This is a genomic window from Seongchinamella unica, from assembly GCF_004354085.1.
GTDB lineage: Bacteria > Pseudomonadota > Gammaproteobacteria > Pseudomonadales > Halieaceae > Halioglobus > Halioglobus unicus.
On the sequence record NZ_SMSE01000001.1, the window covers coordinates 865,529 to 890,054 of the forward strand.

The following is a 24,526-nucleotide window of genomic DNA, read 5'->3' on the forward strand; positions in this document are numbered from 1 at the left end:
AGCTTATTCCCAGTCGACGACAGCGAGCAGATATGAACTGGAAATACTTTGGCAAGGTCCACAAGCTTCTCTATCAATTATCCGGGGGTCGCCTGGGTTCACGCATGGGCTGGATCGACGTTGCCCTGGTGAGCGTGGTCGGCCGCAAATCCGGCAAACTGCGCACGGTGCCCATAGCCTGCTATCCCTACCGGGATTCGATCGCGGTCTCCGCCTCCAACAGCGGGCTGGATGCCCACCCGGCCTGGTATCTGAACATGAAAGCCAATCCGGAAGTCTCGGTGCAGTTCGGCAGGGAGCGGTTCAGGGCGCTGGCGGAAGAGGTGCCCGACGAGGAGCGGGAGGCCCTGTGGCAAGACATCGTAGAGATCAATCACCACCAGGGCGAATACCTGCAGCAGACGAAACGCAAAATACCGCTGCTCTGGTTCCGCCGTCTCGACTAGGGGCCCGCTACCGCCTCAATCGCCCTTGCGGTACATCAGCGAGGCACCGGCGCCCCACTGGGTCACCGCGTTGAGGAATTCCTGGACCGGGGTATCCAGCAGCGTGATATCACTCATCGGCAGCACATGCAGTTGGCCGATCGTCGCGGCGGGTACCGCGGGCACGAAAACCACCACCCGACCATCCGGCAATTCCTCGACAATCAGCGCATACTGTCGGCCGCTGCTGCCGTAAAGCGATACCTCTGCGGGCTTTAGCTTGAGCACCTCCTCGCGGCTGCCGACAATCTGCATCACCAGGTTGCGCAGCATGCCCAGCACCGGCAGGTATTTATCCAGCAGACTGTCATAGCGGGATTCCAGCGCGGCGCCGATACCGGTGCGCAATGCCAGCCCGATGCCGAAGCAGGCCAGGACGAGTGCTACCAGCGCGCCCAGGCCGATAATGATGCCATCGACGAATTCACTGAACGGAAGATCCAGCCCGGTCACCCGGGCCAGTTGCACCGCCAGGTCGTAGGCGAAGTAAAACGCCACCCCCAGCAGGGCCAGCGGTACCAGCAGTAGCAGGCCCGCCAGCGCGGTGGAAACAAAGAAGGCCAGGGCCGTCTTCGGCAACAAGCTCAATGGGCTACTTCCAGACCAGGTGATCTGACTTGCTGCAGTTTCCCGCGACCACCCTGGCGCCCGATTCCGGCGGATTACCCTGGGGCTGCAGGCACTTCCTGGCGTTACTGATCAGTCGCTGCTGGCCGTCATGCGTCCATTTCTGGGCCTTGGCATTGCTACATTCCTGCAGATTCGAGCCGCCGATACAGCGCCCGTTGTTGGCCACCAGGCGTTGTTTATCGTCCATTGTCCAGTTCTGGGAATTCTTCTTGTCGTTGCACTTGGCCAGCAACAGACCGTTACCCTTGAAATCCAGGCACTCGCCATTGGACGCCTTGTAGCTGCGCGCCCCCTGGGACTCGGCAACAATTTTGTGCCCCTCCTCCTGCATCGATTTGAGGGCGTCGGTATTGAATTCCACCGCCTGGGCGGGGGCGGTGAATGCCAGGTACATGGCCGAAACAAAAAATATCCGTTTCATCATTTTGTCCCTTTCACTAGTATTGTTCGTCGTGTTGAAACCTTAGACGCTGCAGTTGGCAGTGGCAACCACCATCGCCTGACTCTGCGAAACCCAGCGAGAGCCGTCGTGCCCACACCCCTGAAACTGGCGCTGGCCACCCTCACCCTGCTCCTGCTGCTGTTGGTGGCAGGCGTATTGGCCGTGCTCGGATTAGTGGGCACCGAGTCAGGCACCGCACTGCTGGCCAAGCATGCCCGACAATACCTGGGCAACGCTGTGAGCTGGCAGCAGCTGGAAGGCAGGATCACCGGCCCCCTGCATATTTCGGGCCTTCGCTACCAGCAGCCTGAACTCTCCTTTGAGGCAGAACATCTCGAGCTGGACTGGCGTCCCGGGGCCCTGCTGCGCGGCCGACTTGAACTCATCACCCTGAGGGCAGACGGGATCGACCTGGCGCTCAACTCCACTGCAACGGACGAACCCGCCACACCTTTCGACCCGTCGTCAATCTCCTCTCCTGTGGATATATTCCTCGAGGAGGTGCAGCTCACCAGGCTTACGTTCACCCAGGACGGCGCGAGCCAGCAGGTCGACAGTATCCGGCTGGCGGGCAGCCTGGCGGGCGAATCGCTGACGCTGGACCAACTGCTGGTCCACGCCCCCCAGGGGCAACTGAGTTTACGCGGTACAACCCGATTCGGCGCCAGCATGCCACTGGAGCTATACAGCAGTTGGACATTCACACCCCCCGAAAGTGCCCCGTTTTCAGGCGAGACCGGGATCAGGGGTGTGCTCGACTGGGGTGAGCCCATCGGTTTCAGCCTCAGCTATTCCATCGTCGCCAGCGGCCTCGCGGCGCTACAACCTCAACTGCCTGTTACTGCCCGGGCGGCCGGAAACATCGCTGGTCGCTATCTGGGTGACAGCCTGCAACTGGAAACTGTCAGTCTCGAACAACCGGAGAGCGGCCTCGGCCTCACCCTGACCGGCACCGTCGACGACCTGGCTGGCGATTCGCCCGCTATCAACGCCACGCTGCACTGGCAGGGACTGCGCTGGCCACTGCAGGGAGAGACGGTCGAACTATCGAGTCCTGAGGGAGAACTGCAACTGGCGGGTTCCATGGACGACTACTCCCTGCAGCTGGCGCTGGATATCGCCGGTGCATCCATCCCCGGGGGAAGCTGGCGGGCCAGCGGTAGCGGCGACCTGTCGCAGCTGCAGCTGAGCTCCCTGCGCGGCCAGCTGCTGGCAGGAGAGATAAACCTGTCCGGGCAGGTGGCCTGGGCTGATGCACCACGCTGGCAGCTGCAGCTGGAGGCCAGCGGGCTGAACCCGGGGCAAATGATGCCGGCGTTAACTGGCGAGCTGGATGCAGTGTTGATCACCAGCGGCGAAATGGCCGCCGGTGAAGCCCTCCAGGCCGAGCTAGAGCTGCGCCAGCTACAGGGCGAGCTGGCGGGTTATCCCCTGGACATTACCGGTAACGGTCGTTTGTCGGGTGAAGTTTTCCAGCTCAACAGCCTGGCCCTGGTCAGTGGCGATAACCGGATGAACGCCCGGGGCCGGCTGTCCGCACAATCGCTGGACCTTGACTGGCAGCTGCAGGCACTGGCGCCGGGGGAACTGCTTGCCGGTGCCGCAGGGCAGCTAACCGGCAGCGGCACCGTGACCGGCAGCATTGAATCCCCACGCGCCAGCGGACAGTTACATGGCCAGCAGCTGCAACTGGATACCGTCCTCGCGGGGGACCTCTCGCTGGCGTTCAGCGCGGGCCTGCAGCCGGAAGACAGCCTGGAGCTGCAGCTGACAGCGGGCGCGCTGCAGGGCGCTGGTACTCCGCTGCTGCAATCGGTGACGATCAGCGCCGCCGGCAGCAATCGCGCCCACCAGGTCGACCTTTCCCTCGACACCACCTCCGAGCAACTCGCGTTAACTCTGGCGGGCGGGCTGGGCGAGGCGCTGGACAGCTGGGAAGGCGTCCTGGCCTCCCTGCGACTGGGCAGCGAGGCGCTGGGCCACTGGAACCTCGAGCAGCAGAGCGCCCTGGCACTGTCGGCCTCCGCCGCGAGCCTGGGTGAAAGTTGCCTCGGCAGGGCCGATGGCCCGGGCCGGGCCTGTCTGTCCGGCCACTGGTCCACCGCCGCGGGCAGCCACGTTGCCATCACCTTAGCCGCCCTGCCCCTGAGTCTCGTCCAACCCGCCATCAGTGGCGATATCAACGGCAAGTTCCAGGGCCGGCTCGACGCCGATGGTGGCCTCAGCGCCGCTGGCGACCTGATCCTTGGCGCGGGACTGATTACCGTTGACCCGGCCCGGAAGCCGCTGGCTCACGGCGGCGGCGAACTTGACCTGCAAATCAACGATCAGGGACTGGCGACCAGGCTGACATTCGCCGCCCCTGAAAATGGCACCGTGACTGCCTCGACGAATATGCCGGCCCTGACATCACTCCCGCTGGCACAGGAGCAACCGCTACAGGGCAATATCCGCGTATCCCTTCCCGATCTCAGCGCTGCCGCCGCCTGGGTGCCGGAACTGGCCGCGACCGCAGGGTCAATGGACGCCGACCTGCAACTGGCCGGAACCCTGCGGCAGCCCAGCCTGCAGGGCAGCATGAAACTGGACAACGGTCAGGCGGACATTCCCCTGGCCGGCCTGCAGCTGGCGGACATACAGCTGCAGCTGACCGCTGCGGCACAAGATACGCTGGCTATTAACGGCGCCATGCGATCGGGAGAGGGCGTGCTGCAACTTACCGGCGCGCTGGACATGACCGACACCAGTCTCCAGCTGGCGCTGGTGGGCGACAACTTCCTGGCCTACAACACCCGCGATGCCCGGGCGACGGTTTCTCCGGACCTGCAGCTAACCTGGCGTGACAATACGCTGACGCTGCGCGGCGAGGTCTTCGTGCCCAGCGCTGATATTACCCCCACCCTGGAACTGAGCCCGGCAGTGGTCACGGACGACGGCGAACAGGCCCAGACCGCAGGTCAGGCCATCGCCCCCTCGCAGGATGTGGTCGTCGTCAGCGGACAACTGGCCGGGATGGAGGAGAGCCCCATGAAGGCTCCCTTCAGGATCGACAACCAGATCAGGCTCAGGCTGGGGGAAAAGGTCAATATCAAGGCGGTCGGTTTCATCGGCCGCCTCAGTGGCGATGTCATGTTCAGCAACACGCCGCAACAAACCGAGCTGATCCCCATCGCCAACGGCAAGCTGTCGGTCGAGGACGGAACCTTCCGGGCCTTCGGGCAGGACCTCGATATCAGGACGGGTGAACTGCTGTTCAACAACAAGCCCGCCACTGAACCGGAAATCAACCTGCGGGCGGTGCGCTGGATAGACAATGACTCCCGGGTCACCTCTGCCGGGATTCTGCTGACGGGGCCGATAACCACACCGACCATGGAGTTGTTCTCGCGGCCCCAGCTGGAAACCAGTGAAGTGCAGTCCTACCTCCTTACCGGTCGCTCCACCCGTGATCGCAACAGCGTCCTCAGCATCGGTACCTACGTCTCGCCACGGATTTACGTGGCCTATGGTTACAACACACTGTTGAAAACCAGTGAATTCAACTCGCTGTTTACCATTACTCCGCGCTATGGACTGGGCCTGAACGTGGGTGAGGCGGACAGCAACCTCAATATGACTTTCACCTATGAACACTAGGTCGGCTCTCAGGTTGTTGCAGGCTGCCCTGTTCAGCGGCCTGTTGCTCGCGGCGGGAACGGCGCTCGCCGCTGAAGCTCTGGAGGTTGATATCCGGGGTATTGCGGGTGCCCCCCTGGACAATGTGCGCGCCTCGCTGGACGCGGTCACCCAGGGTGCCGACCCGGACCTGACAGCGGACAGGATCCAGGCCCTGCACCAGCGCGCCGACGGGCAGATTCGCCGGACCCTGCAACCTTTTGGCTACTACCGCCCGGTTATCGACCGCAGGCTGGACGCCCCGACGGCGGCGGGTGAGCCGTGGCGCGCCAGCTACCGGATCGACGCGGGCACGGCGATCAGGGTTGAGGCCGTGGAGCTGGAATTCCCCGGCGCCGATGCCGGTGCGACGAGGGAACTGCAGGCGCTGCGACCCGCGATGTCGCTCCAGCCGGGCGACGTTCTTGACCATCGCGTCTACGAAGAGGGCAAGCGGGCCCTGCTCAGCGGGATACGCGAGCAGGGGTTTCGCGACGCAACACTCGCCGAGCATCGGATTGAACTCGACCTGGACGCCTATCAGGCGAGGATTATCCTTTCCGTCGCTACCGGCCCGCGCTACCTGATCGGGCCCATCACCTTCCAGCAGTCCCGGTTCTCCCGCAGCTACCTGGAACGCTATCTGGTGCTGCATTCCGGCCAGACCTTCAAGCCATCCGGGTTGTCGCGGCAGCGCAGGCTGCTCAGTTCCAGCGGCCACTTCAGCGATGTATTGATCACGCCGGGGGAACCCGTTCCCGGCCCCAACCCGCTGGTACCGTTGACCATCCAACTGGAGCCGTTCCCGGCCAATCGCTACCGGGGCCGCGTCGGCTGGGGTACCGATACCGGGTTTGGGCTCGGCCTGGACTGGACCCGGCGCTATCTCGGGAAACGAGGACACCAGTTCAACGCGGGAGCTGCCATCGCCGAGGAACGGGAGCGACTGGCACTGGATTTAAGCTATACCATCCCCCTGGACCCGCTCAGCGGCAGCGCCCTGGAAATCAACGGACGCCACGAAAGCAAGGACCTGAACTTCGAGGACGTCGACCTGGACGAGGGCGGTGACACCCGCATAGCCACAAACCTGGCCTCACTGATCTGGCATATGCCGGTGAGGGCACTGGGTGGATTCAGCCTGCGCTCAACCGCCGGACTGAGTCTGGTAGGTGAAAGCTACGATATTTTCGAAGTGCTGTTCGGCAATCTGCCGGGCAAGGCCCAGGATACGATTATCGACGCCATCGGGCCGCTGGCCTATGAAACCCTGGCGCCCGAATTCGAGGCCGTCGTCCCGAGCCTGAGCTTCAAGTTCCGGCGCAGCGATGAGCCTCTCTACATTCGCAGGGGCGACTACCTGAGCGTGGAACTGTTGGGCACCGACCAGAGCTTCGGCTCCAACATCGACTTCTGGCAGCTTCGTCTCTCTTCCTGGAATATCTGGCCGGTGGCCGAACGCGGCCGTTTCCTGCTGCGCTCCAATCTCGGCTATACCGACGCCGAGACCCGCCGGGTACTGGGCGTCAACTTCAACCAGATGCCGGAATATTATGAATTCCGGGCGGGTGGCGGCCGCAGTATTCGCGGCTATGGCTTCGAAACCCTGTTCCCGGATGATGCCCTCACCGGAGGCAAGCACATCGCCGTTGCCAGCGTGGAATACGAGCACGAATTCATCCCCGACTGGAGTGTGGCTGCCTTTGTTGACGCGGGTAACGCCTTTAACGATCTGGATGACTTCGAGGAAAAGCTGGGCGCCGGCATCGGGTTACGCTGGCGTTCGCCCGTGGGGTTGGCGCGGATCGACCTGGGCTTTCCCCTGGATGACGCCGAAGACGCATTCCAGATCTACATCACCGTCGGACCGGAATTCTAGCGGATACAGCTTGCCGCCCCCCGGGGGCGCTACTATGCTCTTTAGCACAAATATAACCCCCATGAGGAATACCCCATGTTAGTTCGCGTTCTGCACGGCATTCTTGCGCTGGCACTGGTCGCCTTTTCCACAACCAGCCTGGCGGCAAAAATTTCCGCAGAAGACTACCAGCGGGTGGTGAACGAAGCCTACCGCATGTTCAAGGACGTCGATGAGGGCGCCAACGCGGACTACATCCCGATTCTGGCAACCGTGCCCAGCAACCTGTTCGGTGTCGCTATCGTCACCCGCGACGGTGAGGTTTACGCTGCTGGCGAGCTCGACTACGAGTTCTCCATACAGTCGGTCTCCAAGCCATTCACCGCCTCGCTGATCATGCAGCAACAGGGTCCCAGGACACTGCGCGAGAAAATCGGCGTCGAGCCTACCGGCCTGCCCTTCAATTCCAAGATCGCGGTGGAGATCTACGAGGAGCGGTCGGTCAACCCGATGGTGAATGCGGGGGCCATTGCCGCGGTTAGCCTGGTTGAGGCCGACTCGGAAAAAGAACGCTGGAAGCAGGTGCTGGGCAATATCGAGGACTACGCCGGCCGCGACCTCAAGGTCCTGGAGGACGTGTACGACTCCGAGTATGAAACAGCCTGGGGCAATCGCGCCATCGCCAACCTGCTGTTCAACTATGGCCGACTGTACAGTGAGCCGGAACAAGCCCTGCGGGTGTATACCCGCCAGTGCTCTATCGGCATCAATACGCTGGATCTGGCGATGATGGGTGCGACGCTGGCCAACGAGGGTATCAATCCCAAAACCGGCAAGCGGGTGCTGGCCAAAGAGCATATCCCCGAATTACTGGCCATCATGGCCACCGCCGGTTTTTACGACGAATCCGGAGAATGGATGTACCGGGCCGGCCTGCCGGCGAAGACCGGCGTAGGTGGCGGCATCATCGCTGTCGTGCCGGGTAAATTCGCCATCGCCACCTTCTCGCCCCCTCTCAATCCCGCCGGTAACAGTGTGCGCGGCCTGAGAGCCATCGGCCATATCGCTGCCGAATTGGGTGTTGGCCTTTACGGGCCTAATGCAGGAGAGTAAACCCTGCGGCTGCAGGCGGCCTGCCAGCAACACAATGGCGAACGCAGGACTGCGCGATACCTTTACCTTAATAACCTCGCTGCAGATCGATCATATAGCGCAGCGGCTCCCCCCGCTGCCTGCGTTCAAGATTGTCCAGAAATATTCCCACCACGTCGGCGGGAAAGCTCACCGCCGCCACATGGGGCGTGATGCGCGACCGCGGGTGGCGCCACAGCCAGTGATCGGCGGGCAATGGCTCGCTGGCAAAGACATCCAGCACAGCCATGGACCGGGGACGGCTATCCAACCAGCGTTGCAGACTGCTTTCGCACAGGGCCTCACCGCGACCTAGATTAAACAGGGTAGCGGCCGGGTCCAGGGTGTCCAGCAAGGCGGCATTGAGCACGCCCCGGGTTTGTGCCGTACCCGGCAATGCATTGACCAGGACCTGTGCCTGGCGGGTGGCATCCGTCACCTGCTCCATCGAACAGACCCGATCAAACTGCGCTACAGGGCGGGCGCTGCGCGACACCCCGCGGGTGCGCATACCGAAGGCCCGGGCCACCCCGGCGATGTGGCTGCCGATAGTCCCGGTACCCAGGATCGCCATGGTTTGCCCGGCAAGCGGGCTCGGACGGCGCGGCGACCAGCGCCTGCCCTCCTGTTCCGCCCGGTAAAACAGCAGATCCCGTGATTGCTGCAACAGGAAGGCAAACACGTATTCCGCCATTTGCGGACCGAAGATGCCCTTTACGCCTGTGACCACCAGTTCCCTGCCGAGACCGGCAGGCAGGAGCCTGTCGATTCCGGCCCAGGTGGACTGTATCCAGTCAACCTCCCCGCCCAGCTCCAGGTACCGGGCCGCCAGGTCCGGTTGCGCCAGCAGCACATCATGGCCGCCCAGGTGATTTGCGGGGTCGGCAGCGGCATCGGCCGCCACCCCGGCCGCCGCCAGCAACCGGCGATACTCACTGAAGTTCTCGTCCAGTACCAGAACCTTCACGCTGCTGTCCTCACGCCGTTACACTTTCCCCTGGTTTGCTGATACCGAAAAATATCGCGTACAGCGTCGGTACGATGGTGAGAGTCAACAGCGAGGCAAAGCCCAGGCCCGCCATGATGGTCACCGACATATTGACAAAGAACACGTCGGACAGCAGCGGTATCAATCCGAGAATTGTTGTGGCCGCAGCGAGGAGCACCGGCCGCATACGACTGACCGACGAGTCCAGTATGGCTTCGTAGGGTTCCTGGCCCTCCTCGATCTGCTGGTCGATTTCCTCGATCAGGACGATAGCATTCTTGATCAGCAGCCCCACCAGTGACAGCGCGCCCAGCAACGACATGAAGTCGAAGGCGCCGCCCGTGGCGAGCAGGCCGGCGGTAATGCCGACAATGGCCAGGGGCACAGTGAGCCAGATGATCGCCGGTTGCCGCAGTTTGCCGAACAGCAGGATGCTGGTCAGTATCATCAGCAGGAATCCCATCGGTAATGAAGCGATCAACCCGCTCTGGGCATTGGCCGAGTCTTCGTATTCGCCACCCCATTCGAGCTTGTAGCCCACCGGCAGCTCAATCGCCTCGATCTGCGGACGCAAGCGCTCAAACAGCTCGGTCGCCAGTCCGTTGGCCGGGTTACAGGAAGCAATGATGGTCTGGATACGATCCCGTCCACGGATGACCGCGTTTTCCATCCGTGTTTCATAGCGGGAAACAACCTGTGAGGCGGGCACCGAACGCGCCAGCACCGGACTCCATATCTGGATATCGCGAACATTATTGATGTCGCCGCGCTCATTTTCGGGGGCACGCAGTTCGATCGGCAACAGGCGAATCCCGTCGCGATACACGCCAACGGTTGTGCCCTCAAAGGCGTATTGCAACGCACTGCCCAGCCCCTCTCGATCAACACCCAACTGACGCCCCACCTGTTCGTTGAACACCGGCACCGACACCTTGACCGGGGCGCGCCAGTCGTCGCGCACATCCACCGCGTATCCGTCCCCGCGCATGATGCGCTGAGCCTGCTGGGAAAGTTCACGTAAGACTCTGGCATCGGGACCGGAAAAACGCGCTTCTATTTTCGCGTCACGGCCAGGGCCAATCCGCATTGCCTTGATGATGGGATCCGTGGAAGGCAGGTTGTCGCGCATAAACTTTGCCGTGGCTTGCTGGATCGCGGGAATCTGTTGCCGGGTTTCAGTACGCACAATAATCTGCGCGTAGACCGGCGCCGGTTCCCGGGAGTCATAGACCAGGGTAAAGCGCTGGTGCGGGCCACCTATCACCGAGGTTGTACCGATCACGCCCGGCTGCTGGCGGATAAATTCACTGACCTCGAGCGTGTGGTCGCGGGTGGTGCGGATATCCACGCCCTCAGGTTCCCAAACGTCGACGAAAAACAGGGGCGTATTTGAGTCGGGGAAAAACCCGCTCTTGACGCCATTAAAGCCGATGAGAGCGGCGACAAACAGGGCGAGGACCCCAACCACCGTGACCCAGCGGTGGTCAACGGCTTTGGCGACCAGAGCCCGGTATACGCGAAACAGCCGGCCACTATAGGGGTCCTGGTCCGCGGCCTGCGGATCGGGCTGCAGCAATAGGGCGCACAGCAGCGGCGTGGTACTGATGGCAGTGATCCAGCTCAGGGACAGGGAAATGAGGATCACATAAAACAGGGAACTGGCAAATTCTCCGGTGTTGTCCGGCGACAAGCCAATCGCCGAGAACGCCAGGATACCGATGGCGGTGCCCCCCAGTAATGGCCAGATGGTTTTACCCACGGCTTCCCTGGCGGCCTGGAAAGCATCCATTCCCCTGTTCATTCGTACCATCATGCCCTCGGCGACCACAATGGCGTTGTCTACCAGCATACCGAGGGCGATGACCAGCGCTCCCAGCGAAATCCGCTGCAGCTCTATCCCATACAGGTTCATGACCAACAGCGTGCCGGCCACCGTGACCAGCAATACCGCGCCAATCACCAGGCCGGTGCGCAGGCCCATAAATATGAGCAGCACCAGGATGACAATGGCCACCGCCTGGGCGACGCTGGCCAGGAAGCCCCCTACCGACGCCTTCACTTCCCGGGGCTGGTCATACACGGTAGACAGTTTCATCCCTACCGGGATGATACTGAGCAGGCTGTGCAGGCGCTGGTCTACCCGCTCACCGACTGCCACCACGTTTTCACCCGCGGTCATGGAAATGCCAAGGCTGAGTCCGGGCTTGCCGTTGACGTAATATATCTTCTGGGGCACGGTCTCGTAAGCCCGGGTAATGGTGGCGATGTCCGAGAGGCGAATCAGGCGCCGCTGACTGGAGCTGATCAACAGGTCCCCCATCGCCTGCACCGACTGAAAGTCTCCGGTGGGACTGAAGCGCAGGTAGTCATCGCCCACCCGGACGCTGCCGGCGTCGACCACCACGTTCTGCGAGCCAAGGACATTGCCAATCTGCTGCAGGGAAATACCCAGTTCAGCCAGCTGGCTGCGGGAAATATCTAGGTAGACAACCTCCCGTTGCTCGCCGTCGATCACCACCTTGCGCACCCCATCAACCAGCACCAGCTGTTTCTTGACGGCATCGGCCGTGTCATAAAGATCACGCCAGGTGTAGCCGTCACCGTAGAGCACCAGGTATATGCCATACACGTCGCCAAAATCATCCAGCACGATAGGCGCGCTGGCTCCAGGTGGCAGGCTGGGTTTGACATCGGCAATCTTGCGGCGCAGCTCGTCAAAAATATCCGGCAGGTCCTCAGCCTGGTACTCATCCTTGAACTCGATAAGAATGTCGGAAAGCCCGGGACGGGAGACCGACATCTTGATGCGCTTGACCTGCGGCATCAGCTGGATGGCGTCTTCCAGATGGTAGGTCAGTTCGTTCTGCACTTCCCGGGCGGTGGCGCCCGGATAGGGCGTGATGATCTTCGCCACCTTGATGGTAAAAGGCGGGTCTTCCAGTTTGCCGATGGACTGGTAGGCGAGCAGGCCCCCGCCAACCAGAATGATCACCAGCAGCCAGGAAATGACCGGGTTGCGGACTGAGTATTCACCGATATTCATCTGCGCTGTCCTTGTTTCAGTCCGCGCCTACAACAGCTCGCCGTCACGGGGAATGGCCTGTTCACTCAGCGGCATACGGGTGACCCGCATACCCTCCGCCAGGTAGGGCGCGCCCACTGCAACGATCTCTTCCCCCCCCTCCAGGCCGCTAAGGATCTGTATCGAGCGCCCGGACATCCGGCCCACCTCCACCGGCTGGGAGAAAACGGTCATGCTCTGGGGGTCCAGCACCCAGACCCTGGGCTCCAGGTCACTGTCAGCCTGCACAGCACGGACAGGCACCCATTTGACCGGGTCGTTATCCATCACCCGGGTAAGGTCAATGGTGACGTTCGCCGTCATACCCGGCAATACATTGAAATCCGTCGGTGCGTCCATGGTAAACGTGGTGCGGAAGGTCTGGGTCTGCTCATCCGCCTTGGTCGCCAGTTCCTTTGGCCTAAGCAAAAACTGGCGATCTCTGCGGCCTTCAAAGCTGGCATAGGCAACCACCGTCTCTGCGGCCTCTCCGCTGCGCAGGTTGCCCTCCTCTCGGGCCTCACCGCGCACACTGCGGACAACCGATTCCGGCAGGTTGATAACCACATCCAGCTCGTTGATATTCTGCAGCCAGATCACGGTTTGTCGCGCCAATACGTCCTCGAAGTTCTCTACATCGCGGCGGGCTATGCGCCCTCTGAAGGGCGCAGTAAGCACCGTGTAGTCCAGGTCCTGTCGGGCAGCGGTGAGGGCCGCCGATGCGGTGCGGAAGTTCGCTTCCATGCGATCATAGTCAAGTCGGGAAATGTTGCCGTCGACGATCAATTCCTTGCCGCGCTCGAAGTTGCGTTTGGCATTGTCATAACTGGCCTGCCTGTCCTCCAGGACAATTTCGTAATCAGTGGGGTCCAGCTTCGCCAGCACCTGACCCTGCTCCACCAGGTCTCCCTCTTTCACCCGCAATTCCTGCAGCCGGCCTGAGACCCGGAAGGCCAGTTCGGCACGCTGGGTCGCGTCCACCCTGCCGGGAAAGGTACGAATGGCCGCATTACCGCCGCCGCCGACAGTGAACAGCTTGACCGGCCTGGAGGCGGGAGGCGGTGGTTCGGGCTCCTCGCCACGGCACCCCGCGAGCAGCGCGGTCAAGGTAAGGGCCATGAGCAAGCCCGGTGGAAGCATTGCGCGAAACATAAGAAAACCCCAACCCGGTAGATGACGACCTGTCGACGACAGCTCTGAGTGATACCTTCGATGTTGCCACAATTACCACAACAAACGCATGCTTTATCCACCTGCGACCTCAGGCGGCAGCGGGGTATACTACGGGCGGGCGTAGGCCATTGGCCTGTTGCCAAGCTTGCTCCATGAACCATGGCTAAGACAAAGGCCGTGCACTGCAACTCGAGGCGCTGCTGTGCCAAGAACCTACAGGAACCCTGTAATTTGAACACTGGAATGCGCCATTGGCACCGTCACACTCTGGCCCTGCTGGCGTTATTGTTACTGCTGGGAGGCTGCAGCTCACTCCCCACAGACTTCGACAAGCCCGTCAGTCATGCCCTGGCGGACACCAGCCAGAGCCGGCTGAGCCAAAGTCTGCAGCCACTGCTTGCACTGAATCCCGACAGGTCAGGGTTTCGCACCCTGCGCGCGGGTGAAGCCGCATTTGTTGCCCGCCTGCGCCTGATACAGGCAGCCGAGCAATCGCTGGATTTACAGTACTACATCTGGCACGACGACCTGACTGGCCGCACCCTCTTCAACCAGTTGCTGGCAGCCGCGGACCGGGGAGTCAGGGTCCGCATTCTGCTGGACGACCTGGACACCGCCGGCAAGGACCAGGTCCTGCGGACCATAGACGCGCACCCCCGGGTGGAAATCCGCGTGTATAACCCCTTCGCCAACCGCGATAACCGACTCGGCGATTTTGCCGGTGATACCCGCCGTATTAATCGCAGAATGCATAACAAAACCATGACCGCAGACAACATCGTCACCATCTTTGGCGGCAGGAATATCGGCGACGAGTATTTTGCCGCCGCCAGAGATGTCGGTTTTGGCGACATGGATGCCCTCGCAGTCGGGCCTATCGCCGAGGAGGTCTCTACCCAGTTCGACCTTTACTGGAACTCGCAGTGGGCCTATCCCATCGCTGCCTTTGACTGGGGTAAGCCGATTAGCCCGGCTGAATTTGCCGCCTTCCGTGCCCATTCAGACGAGTTTCTGGAAGAGGCGAAAATGTCGGAATATGCCGAGGTCATACGCCAGTTTGATATGGATGCCCTGGCCAGTATCGACCAGATCGACTGGACCTGGTCGGAGTGGTTACTGGTTTACGACCAACCGAGCAAGGTGCAGGCAAAAAAGGTAGACGCCGAAACCCACCTGGCGCCAAAGCTCAAAATGGGCATGGACAGAACCCAACGGGACCTCATTATCGTCTCGCCCTATTTTGTGCCGGGTGATGACATAACCGATTACCTGCTCAGCCTGGTGGATCGCGGCGTACGGGTGCGCATTCTCACCAATTCGTTGCAGGCCAACGATGTCTCCCTGGTCCATGCGGGCTACATGCGTTACCGCAGGGCCCTCATCACCGGCGGCGTTGAACTTTACGAGTACAAGGCAGACGCCAACCCGGTGGTTCGCCAGCAACGCAAGGACCAGCGGGACAGGAACCGCATCGGCAGGTCCAAGGCGAGCCTGCACGCCAAATTCTTCGGTTTTGATGAAACCTACCTTTTTATCGGCTCCTTCAATCTCGACGGTCGTTCGGTGGCGCTCAACTCGGAACTCGGCGCCTACTATGCCAGCCCCGCCGAGGCCCGGGAACTGTCAGAATTTTTTGATGAAGCCGCCTACGACGTCGCCTATCGGGTGCTCCTGAACGGCGATGGCAAGCTCGAGTGGGTAACGGTCAGGGAAGGAACAGAATTGCGTCTGAACCGGGAACCGGATACCACCTGGTGGAAGCGGTTCAGTACCGGCATCCTGCGATTTATCGTGCCGGAATCACAGCTGTAGTAACGCGCCGGGAGTCAATCGTCCCGGCGCGGTCAGCGGCGACTCAGCCGCACTTGGAGTCGCCGCAGTTGAGACAGGTCATGCAGCCATCCAACAGGATGGAGGCTTTCACCGAGCACTTCTTGCACAGCTCGGCACTGGCGGGAAACTCACCGCCGCCACCATCGTCACCGGTCTTGGCGGTATACTCGGCTTTTTTCTCTTCGAGGATCTTCTTTTGGTGATCAGACAGTCCCGGCGCTTCAAGCAGGCCGATGTTCTGCAGGTGGTCCTCAATGGCCCAGCCGATCTCCGCCACCAGTGAGGGCATAAAGCGGCCGCCGGACTTGAAGTAACCGCCCTGGGGGTCGAATACGGCCTTGAGCTCCTCCACCAAAAAGGTGCAGTCACCACCCTTGCGGAATACCGCGGAGATGACCCGGGTGAGGGCCACAATCCACTGGAAGTGGTCCATATTCTTGGAGTTGATGAAGATCTCAAAAGGCCGACGCAGCTCGTGATCGGTACCCGGGTTGAGAACAATATCGTTGATCGTCAGGTACAGGGCGTGGTCGGACAGGGGCGTCTTGATTTTGTAGGTCGCCCCCTCCAGCTGCTCGGGGCGCGAGACTTTTTCGTGCATCTGCACGATATTGCTCTCGATTTCCCTCTGCTTTTCTTCCTCGGTTTTTACCTGGAAGCCAACGATTTTCTTGTCGATTTTCTTGCTCATGGTTCTTTACCTATTGCGGGTTTTACGGGTGTCATCCTGTCTTTGCAACCGTCATCCCGGCGCAAGCTATGGTGCGTGGACAACGGTTGTCAAAACTTCCCGTAATACCCCTCCTTCAATGCGTCAAACAGGTTGGCGGCGGTGTGCATCTCGCCATCGTATTCGATTTCTTCATTGCCCTTGAACTCGACGGTGGAACCGTCTTCCAGGGTAAACACGTAACTGGTGTTCTCAAGGTCCTGCTCTTTCACCAGCACGCCCTGGAACGCTTCGGGGTTGAAGCGGAAGGTCGTACAACCCTTCAGCCCCTGGCCTGCGGCATACAGATAGGTGTCCTTGAAGTCCCGGTAATCGAAGTTCGTGGGCACGTTGATAGTCTTGGAGATAGAGGAGTCCACCCACTTCTGGGCAGCGGCCTGCACATCCACATGCTGTTTCGGGGTCACGCTGTCGGCGGCGATAAAGTAATCCGGCAGTTTCTTGCCTTCCTCATCGCTGAACGGCATGGCATCGGCATTAACCCGTTCGCGGTAACACAGCAACTCGTAGGAGAACACGTCGACCTTCTCCTTACTCTTCTTGCCCTCGCGGATCACATTACGGCTGTAGTGGTGGGCAAAGCTCGGCTCAATACCGTTGCTGGCGTTGTTGGCCAGTGACAGGGAGATGGTGCCGGTGGGGGCAATCGACGAGTGGTGGGTAAAGCGGGCTCCCTCTTTGATGATGGAGTTCACCAGTTCCGGCTCTTCCTGGGCCAGGGCCTGCATGTAACGGCTGTACTTGCCGTGCAGCACCTTGCCGGGCAGCATATCGCCCACCTTGATGCCGTCAGCCGCCATTTCCGGGCGGCGACGCAGCATGTCGCCGGTCACCTCGAATTCCTGCTCCATGATCGGCGCCACGCCCTTTTCCCGGGCCAGGTCCAGGCCGACCTTCCAGCCGGAGACCGCCATCTGTTTGCTCACCTCCTCGGTGAACGCCAGCGAATCCTCCTCGCCATATTTCATCTGCAGCATGGCCAGCGTGGATCCCAGGCCGAGAAAACCCATGCCGTGGCGGCGTTTGCTGGTGATTTCCTGGCGCTGCTGCTCCAGTGGCAGGCCGTTGATCTCCACCACGTTGTCCAGCATGCGGGTGAAGACCGCAACCACTTCCCGGTATTCCTCCCAGTCAAAGTGGGCATTGGCCGTAAAAGGCTCGCGCACAAACCGGGTCAGGTTGACGCTGCCCAGCAGGCAGGAACCGTAGGGAGGCAGTGGCTGCTCGCCGCAGGGGTTGGTGGCACGCACGTTCTCGCAGAACCAGTTGTTGTTTTTTTCGTTGACCTCGTCAATGAGGATAAAGCCGGGCTCAGCGTAATCGTAGGTGGAGCTCATAATGGCGTTCCACAGCTTCACCGCGCGGATGCGCTGGTAAACCCGGCAGGCCACCTGGCCGTGTTCATCCGTGACATAGCCCTCGGTCACCGGGAAGGGCCGCCAGACGATTTCTTCCGTGGGGTCCAGTTCCAGATTGGCAAACTCGCTGGGCGTTACCGGGAAGGACAGCGGCCATTCACCGTCTTCCTTGACCGCGTTGATAAAGTCTTCGGTAATCAGCAATGACAGGTTGAACTGGCGCAGGCGGCCGTCCTCCCGTTTCGCTTTCACAAAGTCGAACACGTCCGGATGGTGCACATCGAAGGTCGCCATCTGGGCGCCGCGACGACCCCCGGCGGAAGACACGGTAAAACACATCTTGTCGAAGATATCCATGAAGGACATGGGGCCGGAGGTGTAGGCGCCGGCACCGGAGACAAACGCACCTTTGGGACGCAGGGTGGAAAACTCGTAGCCGATACCACAACCGGCCTTGAGGGTAAGCCCCGCCTCCAGGTTTTTCTGCAGGATGCCCTCCATGGAATCGGTGACGGTACCGGACACGGTACAATTGATGGTGGAGGTGGAGGGTTTGTGCTCCTGGGCGCCGGCATTGGAAACAATGCGGCCGGCGGGTATGGCACCCCGCTTCAGGGCCCAGACAAAGCGCTGCTCCCACTCCTGGCGGACGGCCTCGTCCTCTACCTCGGCCAGCGCCCGGGCAACCCGGGCATAAGTGCCGTCGATATCCTTATCGACAGGATTGCCCTGGTTGTCCTTGAGCCGGTACTTCTTGTCCCAGATATCCAGGGACGCTCCCTGGAACTCGATGGTGCTGCTATTGCCGCGGATAGCGGTGCCCTGCCTGGCTGCTGATTCCAATGTCTGCCCCTTGTCCGTCAGAATGTGCGCCCGAAGTGCGGCCGCGAAGCTTGTTATAAGAGTTCGTATTTATACCTACATATCGGCGCCCAGGCAACGGCAAGCCACTATATATTGTGAAATACTTGGTCAGATTCATCAGGCAAATTGGCGACACGGCGGCATTGGCAAGCAGTTACTTACCTGCAAGGGCGCAGCGTGACAACGAAACCCCGGCATGGCCGATCACACTCAGAGCAACATCAATCCCAGCAACAGGAAGCCGAACACACTGATGCCACCGGCAATCAGTGCGTAGGGCAACTGGGTGCGCACATGCTCGATATGTTCGGTGCCGGAGGCCAGTGAGGAGACAATGGTAGTGTCCGAGATGGGAGAGCTGTGGTCCCCGAAAATCCCCCCGGACAACACCGCGGCTACCAGCAGCGCTGGATCCACTCCCAGCGCTGCCGCAACCGGCACGGCGATGGGCAGCATGATCGAAAACGTACCCCAGCTCGAACCCACCGCGAAGGCGATAAATCCCGATGCCAGGAACAGGCAGGCCGGCAGCAGCCAGGCCGGCCAGGTGTCTCCGACCAGGCCGGCCACATAGACGCCGGTACCCAGGGCCCTGGAGACGCCACCCAGGGCAAGGGCCAGCAGCAACACCGTGGCAATGGGCAGCATCCCGCCGGCGCCTTCCATCCAGGTACTGGTGAGCTTGTCCAGGTTCATGCTGCGCTGGAACAATACCAGCAGCGACACCACCGTCAGGGCCAGCAGGCTGGCCCAAAGCACACTGGTGGACCCGGAGCCGGCAAACAGGTCGCCGTCCCCGGTGATCAACAGGAACACGGGCATGGCCGCCACCAGGCAGGCGACCGGCAGCAGCATATTCCAGGCGTTGGGCGGAGCCGACTCCCTGAGGATTTGCGCGTCCTGCTGCACAGCCAGTGACTCTCCGGCTGCCGCCCGCCGCTCTGCCTTCGCCATGGGTCCGGGGTTGAAGTTGCGGGCCACGGTGAACGCCGCCAACAGGACGGCTGTGATCGCATAGAGATTCATCGGGATGGATGACAGCAACACCCGCAGGGGCTCTTCCACCCCCAGCCCGTCGAGCAGGCCCAGGTTGAACGCCCCCCAGGCATTGAGGGGGATCAGCATACAAATGGGTGCGGAGGTCGAGTCGATCAGGTAGGCGAGTTTTTCCCGCGACACCCGGAACCGATCGAACAGGGGGCGCGACACGGTGCCGGCGACCAGCACGGTGATATTTGATTCAATGAAAATGATGACACCGATAAACCAGGCCATCCACTGGGCCCGTTTGCCGTTGTCCACCCACTGCCGCTGTTCCAGAAAACGGATAAAGCCGGTGACGCCGCCTGATCGTTCCAGGGTGAGGATGAAAGCACCAATCACCAGGGTAAAGACGATGACCCGCGCATCCCCGGCGTTGGCGAGCACACCGATAGAGGCATCGATGGCCCCGGTCAATGCGCTCAGGACGCCCTCCCGGTCCAACAGGAAGTAGCCCAGCCAGATACCCGTGAACAGGGCCAGGTAGACCTGACGGGTCACCAGGGCCAGACTGATTGCGAGCAGCGGCGGCAGCAGCACCGTCCAGTTGGGGTCGCTCATACAACGCCCGGTTCCAGCAGGGTCAGGGTGGCGTTCCCCGCATCCAGCCGCGCGGCAGCGCCCACCGGGATTACCGCCTGGTCTTCTACGTGACCTATCATCAGTCCGCGGATCACCGGCACACCGAGGCCGGCGGTGCGTTCACGCAGCACGTGCTCCATGGAAAAGCTGTTCCCGCTGGTTTCGGCGTCGGTGAACTTGCCAAAGGCGATGCCCGCCACTCTGTCCAGCGCCCCGGAGAGGCGCAGCTGGGTGAGCATGCGGTCGACCCGATAAGGCGCCTCGCTGACATCTTCAAGAAACAGCATACGGCCACTGAACTCCGGCTCCCAGGGGGTTCCCATCAGGTGGCAGACCAGCGACAGGTTGCCGCCCAGCAGCGGCCCCTCGGCCACCCCCGGGTGCAACACCGTCAGCCGGTTGTCTTTTTCCACGCGACCGGGGCCGGGGTCCTCGAACGGCGGCGGTGCCGCGAGTACCTGATCGGGCCTGGCCCGCATCAGGGTCTGGCGGAACTGGGCGTAGCTGTAGGGGGTGAAGTTATCGCCGGCGATCGGGCCGTGGAAAGTCACCAGCCCGGTGCGCTGGTGTATGGCGCAATGCAGCGCGGTGATATCACTATAGCCCATCAACACCTTGGGGTTGGCGCCAATCAGCTCATAGTCCAGCAGAGGCAGCAGGCGGGACGAACCATAGCCACCGCGCAGGCAAAAAATAGCGTCGACCTCGCCGTCGGCGAACATGGCGTTGAGGTCATCGGCCCGCTGCTGGTCGGTGCCGGCCAGGTATTGGGTGCGCTGGTAGAGGTGCTGTGCCGGTTTGACCTCGAAGCCCAGCGAACGCACCACATCCATGGCGAAGGCGATGTGGTCATCCTCGGGGACATTACTGGCAGGACTCACCAGCCCCACTGTCATCCCCTTGCGCAAACGCCGGGGCCGGATCAGGGGCCGGCCTGCGTCAGCTGCCATGGCCGCGGCCATCCCCGTTGCCAGCGGCAGCGCCGCCATGGCCTTGATCAGGCTTCGCCGATCCATTATCTACTCCTGCTGTAAAAGCCTACTGTACCAGCCGCAACCGGTTCACAGGTACTCCAGCCCCTCGATGCCGGTTATACCAAGACCCGGTGTGTGGTTGATGGCGATCCGGGAACCGCCGAAACGGGTGCCGCCCTGCACCGGGTCACTGCTCGCCAGCAGGGGCGCGTCCAGGTCTACCCGGGTAACGACGGCTGGTCGGGCGGCCGCCACATGAGCGGCGGCGGCCACCCCGACAGCGCTTTCCAGCATACAGCCCATCATGCAGCCAAGCCCGGCCTCCGCTGCCGCATCGGCAATGGCCAGGGCGCCGGTGATACCACCGCTCTTGATCAGTTTGATATTGAGGATGTCGGCGGCGCCAGCGGCGATAACCCGCGCGGCATCTTCACCGTCGAAAACGCTTTCATCGGCCATGACCGGTGTCCTGATCCGCTGGCGCAGCTGTGCCATGCCGCTGGTGTCGGCAGCGGGCAAGGGTTGTTCGAGTAAATCCACCGCAATACCTTCGCCCGCCAGCTGCGCCATCACCCAGATGGCCTGGTCCAGGTTCCAGGCCTGGTTGGCATCCAGGTAGAGACTGGCACTGCCGGCGACCGCGACGGCAACATGGCGCACCCGCTGTACATCCTCGCCGGGTTCCCCCCCCAGCTTGATTTTCAGGCGGGTAAACCCCCGGTCCAGGGCGGCCCGCGCACTGGCGGCCATCCCGGCGGGGGTGCCCAGGCTAATGGTCAGGCTGGTGTAAAGGGTGGCCGGCGCGCCGCCCAGCAAACGACACAACGGGACACCCCGGCTCTGTGCGACCAGGTCGAAGAGCGCCACCTCCAGCGCGCTGCGGGCATTGCGATTGCCGCCAGACAGCGCGGCGAATATCGCTGCCGGACTATCGATTTCCCGGTCGATGATTTGCGGCAACAGTTCTGCTTCCAGCGCACTGATCACGGACGCGTGATCTTCACCGGTAATGGCCCGGGTTGCCGGGGCACTGCCATAACCTACCCTGCCGCATTCAGTCTCCAGTAACACCACCACGTCTTCCACCTGGTCTACCCGGCGCAGGGCGGTGGTAAAAACTTCACGCAGCGGCGCCCGCAGCATGGCCAGGCGATAGGCGCTGACTCTCACCAACCGGTCTCGAGCGCAATGCGCTTGATGGCATGGATGCTGGCGAGAAACCCTGCGCCGTCTTCGGTCAACAGCGGGGTGAGCGGGGTTACCGATACCCCCGACAGGATTCCATGGTAGGTCTCACCGGCCTCGTTCAAATAGGCCAGGGCGGTACGGTCATGAATCACATAGGGCTCGCCGTCGACCGCACCCAGGTACATCACCACATGGCCGGGCAGGTAAATCAGGTCTCCCGCCTGCAGTTTGGTCAGTGCAGCCCGAACCCCTTCCACATCCGGGGCGTTGAAGCGCAGGGTAGCGGCATACTCTCCCTCGGCCTGCTGGCTGGTATTGCGTGGCATCAACAGGCCAAAGGACTTGTAGACCTCTCCGATAAACCCGGTGCAGTCGCGGCCATTGTAGTCGTGCCCCCAGCCGTAGCGTTCTCCCAGGAACTTGAAGGCCTGCTGAATCAACAGATCGGGCTGATAGGGAAGGTAACCGAAAGTGACGTCACGTGACCGTGCGACCAGGGCCATACCGAATTCCAGGCTGCCACCGGCAGTACGCAGGGGCAGGCTGACGATGTAACTGGCATAGGGGTTCTGGCCATTCACCTCGAAGCCGGTGGTCTCGGGGTCAAGTAGCGGCAGCGACACGCCCATCTCCAGCGGCACCTCGGAACTGCGCTGATCTGCCGGATTGAAATTGGTGCTTACCTGATCTCCGGTGACCACCAGCCGCGGCTCGGCTGCATGCCAGGCGGCAATCTCCGCCCGCGAACCGAGGGCAACCGCATTGCGCGGCAGCCAGGCAGCATAGTGATAATTGAGGGCGAAAAACCACTCGCCGTCGGCGCTGCTGTGCAGTATGGCCAGCCTTTCGCCGGGAAACACCGCGGTTTCCTGAAAGCGGTCCAGGTGGATGTCTTCCGGGGTTTTTAATACCCGCTCTGCGGTGGGAAAGCTGCGCATGGAGCTTCGACTCACCGCCAGGCCCCAGCGCACCGGGTTGTATGCCTTTATGGCTTCCAGGTTGGCCATGGCCGACCAACGGCGATAATCCCTGTCGCTCACCCTTTCGCCACTCCCGGCGTGGTAGCGCGCTGATGATGCCGGACGGCTTACCGTGTTGATCAGGGACAGGAGTCGCTCGCGGGACAGCGAGTCGGGCAGCTGGTCCAGGTCGTGCATATGGGCGTCGACAGCGAAGGCCCGCTGATTGAACTGGCGCACCTGCGCCGGGGTCATTCTCGGTTCGGTATCCGGGAGCCGCGCCACCCAGAAGTCCGGCGACAACATGGCCTCTTCCATCGCCGGCACATCGGAAACGAAAGGATAATGGTCATGCGCCTGTGCCGAACACAGGGCGAAAACACATACCAACGCCGTTATCAGCTTCACGTCTCTACTCCTCCCAAGCCCATTAAAACCCTGCCCACCAGCAGTCCGCCGGCGGTGCCAACCACGTAACCCAGCAGGGCCATCAGCACTCCCACCGGCACCAATTGCCGGGAATAGGCGGCAGCGAGAATCGGCGCCGATGCCACCCCGCCGATGTTCGCCAGCGAAGCAACCCCACAGGTGAAGAGGTCCAGGCGCAACAGCCTCGCTGCGACCAGCATGATGGCCCCGTGCACCAGCAGGATAACCAGGCCTGCCACCAGGTACAGCGGCGCACTGGCAAGATCGGCGAAGCTGGTGCGTGAGGCTATCGTGGCAACCATCAGATACAGCAGGGCACTGGCCAGGTTATCGCTGCCGGAGAGCCGGGCCAATGGAGTATAGGCAAGGGCCAGGCCAATCGCAGTCACGGCGAGGATTCGCACGACGCTGACCGTGAAAAACCCCTGCCCCCCGAGCCACTGCCCCAGTTGGTCCGATACCACCGCGCCGAGCAGGCCGACACCTGCCAGCAGCAACAGCTGGGACTCACCGGCCGTGCTCTGGGCCAGCGTGGCGTCATCCGCTGGCGGCGGTAACAGCGACCGGGCCCTGGCCCATGCATTGAAACGGGGAGCGAACGGCACCAGGGCCAGCAACAACATCAGCCACAGGGAATAGTCGATCGAATCCACCAGCAGGGCATAGCCCAGGTCAGCCTCCGGCACCTCGAGGGCGGCCTGCACGGCAACCATATTGGCGGTGCCGCCCAGCCAGCTGCCCGCGAGCGTGGCAAACACCCCCCAGGCACCCTCGCCAAGGGCCGACCGAAACAGGACGAACGCCACCACGCAGCCCAGCATGATGCCGCCGGCCGCCAGGGCGAAGGCGGCCAATAACCGCGGGCCCAGTCGCAGCAACTGCCCCAGGCGGCACTGCAACAGCAGCAGCAGGATCATCGCCGGCACCAACAGGCGCTTGATTTCGGCATATGCCCGGGTCTGGGCGTCGTTGATCGCCCAGATCCCGCTGGCGGCCAGCAGCATGGCGCAGAGATAGGTGAGCACGATGGGGGGTAGCCAGCGAAACAACGGCCATTGGGGGTATCGCCTTGCCAGCCAGACCAACACCCCAGCGAGCAGGGCCAGTGACGCCAGGTAACCCGCGACGCTGCTGATCAAAATGCTT

General features: G+C 61.8%; 17 protein-coding genes. 5 read left to right on the forward strand and 12 right to left on the reverse strand.

What is annotated here, in order from left to right; genetic code table 11:
* The first annotated feature begins 32 nt into the window (after window positions 1-32).
* Complete coding sequence (locus tag E2F43_RS03760) at window positions 33-446, forward strand: nitroreductase family deazaflavin-dependent oxidoreductase (RefSeq protein ID WP_133209683.1); 414 nt, start codon at window positions 33-35, stop codon at window positions 444-446.
* Window positions 447-461: 15 nt separating this feature from the next.
* Here E2F43_RS03760 and E2F43_RS03765 read toward each other — a convergent pair whose 3' ends face one another.
* Together E2F43_RS03765 and E2F43_RS03770 are read right to left on the reverse strand one after the other, a co-directional pair.
* Complete coding sequence (locus tag E2F43_RS03765; RefSeq protein ID WP_133209685.1) at window positions 462-1,073, reverse strand: hypothetical protein; 612 nt, start codon at window positions 1,071-1,073, stop codon at window positions 462-464.
* Window positions 1,074-1,077: 4 nt separating this feature from the next.
* Window positions 1,078-1,536 carry an RICIN domain-containing protein gene (locus E2F43_RS03770; protein WP_165954181.1) on the reverse strand — a complete coding sequence of 153 codons (459 nt, stop codon included), beginning with the start codon at window positions 1,534-1,536 and terminating at the stop codon, window positions 1,078-1,080.
* A gap of 108 nt (window positions 1,537-1,644) precedes the next feature.
* On the opposite strand from E2F43_RS03770, the gene E2F43_RS03775 reads away from it, so the two are divergent.
* The 3 genes from E2F43_RS03775 (at window position 1,645) to glsA (ending at window position 8,182) form a co-directional block, all read left to right on the forward strand.
* Window positions 1,645-5,193 carry a translocation/assembly module TamB domain-containing protein gene (locus E2F43_RS03775; RefSeq protein ID WP_133209689.1) on the forward strand — a complete coding sequence of 1,183 codons (3,549 nt, stop codon included), beginning with the start codon at window positions 1,645-1,647 and terminating at the stop codon, window positions 5,191-5,193.
* Complete coding sequence (locus E2F43_RS03780; protein WP_133209691.1) at window positions 5,183-7,090, forward strand: autotransporter assembly complex protein TamA; 1,908 nt, start codon at window positions 5,183-5,185, stop codon at window positions 7,088-7,090. The genes E2F43_RS03775 and E2F43_RS03780 overlap by 11 nt, the downstream gene beginning before the upstream one ends.
* A 75-nt stretch (window positions 7,091-7,165) precedes the next feature.
* Window positions 7,166-8,182 carry a glutaminase A gene (glsA, locus tag E2F43_RS03785; protein WP_133209693.1) on the forward strand — a complete coding sequence of 339 codons (1,017 nt, stop codon included), beginning with the start codon at window positions 7,166-7,168 and terminating at the stop codon, window positions 8,180-8,182.
* Window positions 8,183-8,249: 67 nt separating this feature from the next.
* Here the strand turns inward: glsA and E2F43_RS03790 are convergent, their stop codons facing one another.
* From E2F43_RS03790 to E2F43_RS03800, 3 genes are read right to left on the reverse strand one after another with little or no spacing between them, the layout of a single operon-like run.
* On the reverse strand, window positions 8,250-9,167 hold the full coding sequence (locus E2F43_RS03790; RefSeq protein ID WP_133209695.1) for a D-2-hydroxyacid dehydrogenase: 918 nt from the start codon (window positions 9,165-9,167) through the stop codon (window positions 8,250-8,252).
* 10 nt (window positions 9,168-9,177) lie between these two features.
* Complete coding sequence (locus E2F43_RS03795) at window positions 9,178-12,231, reverse strand: efflux RND transporter permease subunit (protein ID WP_133209697.1); 3,054 nt, start codon at window positions 12,229-12,231, stop codon at window positions 9,178-9,180.
* Window positions 12,232-12,258: 27 nt separating this feature from the next.
* The gene (locus tag E2F43_RS03800; protein ID WP_133209699.1) at window positions 12,259-13,368 is read right to left on the reverse strand and encodes an efflux RND transporter periplasmic adaptor subunit; all 1,110 of its coding nucleotides are present in this window, start codon (window positions 13,366-13,368) and stop codon (window positions 12,259-12,261) included.
* Between the two features lie 285 nt (window positions 13,369-13,653).
* Between E2F43_RS03800 and E2F43_RS03805 the strand changes: the two genes are divergently transcribed.
* Window positions 13,654-15,234 carry a phospholipase D family protein gene (locus E2F43_RS03805; RefSeq protein ID WP_165954182.1) on the forward strand — a complete coding sequence of 527 codons (1,581 nt, stop codon included), beginning with the start codon at window positions 13,654-13,656 and terminating at the stop codon, window positions 15,232-15,234.
* A 43-nt stretch (window positions 15,235-15,277) separates the two neighbouring features.
* Here E2F43_RS03805 and E2F43_RS03810 read toward each other — a convergent pair whose 3' ends face one another.
* From E2F43_RS03810 to E2F43_RS03840, 7 genes are all read right to left on the reverse strand, one after another.
* Complete coding sequence (locus E2F43_RS03810) at window positions 15,278-15,946, reverse strand: TSCPD domain-containing protein (protein WP_133209703.1); 669 nt, start codon at window positions 15,944-15,946, stop codon at window positions 15,278-15,280.
* A gap of 89 nt (window positions 15,947-16,035) precedes the next feature.
* Window positions 16,036-18,186, reverse strand: coding sequence for an adenosylcobalamin-dependent ribonucleoside-diphosphate reductase (locus tag E2F43_RS03815; protein WP_133209705.1), 2,151 nt, complete (start codon window positions 18,184-18,186; stop codon window positions 16,036-16,038).
* A 231-nt stretch (window positions 18,187-18,417) separates the two neighbouring features.
* Window positions 18,418-19,809: a Na+/H+ antiporter NhaC family protein gene (locus E2F43_RS03820; RefSeq protein ID WP_133209707.1), complete on the reverse strand. Its 1,392-nt coding sequence runs from the start codon at window positions 19,807-19,809 to the stop codon at window positions 18,418-18,420.
* Window positions 19,806-20,846: a S66 peptidase family protein gene (locus E2F43_RS03825; RefSeq protein ID WP_133209709.1), complete on the reverse strand. Its 1,041-nt coding sequence runs from the start codon at window positions 20,844-20,846 to the stop codon at window positions 19,806-19,808. Before E2F43_RS03825 ends, E2F43_RS03820 begins: the two co-directional genes overlap by 4 nt.
* 45 nt (window positions 20,847-20,891) lie before the next feature.
* Complete coding sequence (locus tag E2F43_RS03830) at window positions 20,892-21,974, reverse strand: dipeptide epimerase (RefSeq protein ID WP_133209711.1); 1,083 nt, start codon at window positions 21,972-21,974, stop codon at window positions 20,892-20,894.
* Window positions 21,971-23,359: an SH3 domain-containing protein gene (locus E2F43_RS03835; protein WP_238946737.1), complete on the reverse strand. Its 1,389-nt coding sequence runs from the start codon at window positions 23,357-23,359 to the stop codon at window positions 21,971-21,973. The genes E2F43_RS03830 and E2F43_RS03835 overlap by 4 nt, the downstream gene beginning before the upstream one ends.
* On the reverse strand, window positions 23,356-24,519 hold the full coding sequence (locus tag E2F43_RS03840) for a DUF819 family protein (RefSeq protein WP_133209713.1): 1,164 nt from the start codon (window positions 24,517-24,519) through the stop codon (window positions 23,356-23,358). Before E2F43_RS03840 ends, E2F43_RS03835 begins: the two co-directional genes overlap by 4 nt.
* Window positions 24,520-24,526 lie beyond the last annotated feature (7 nt).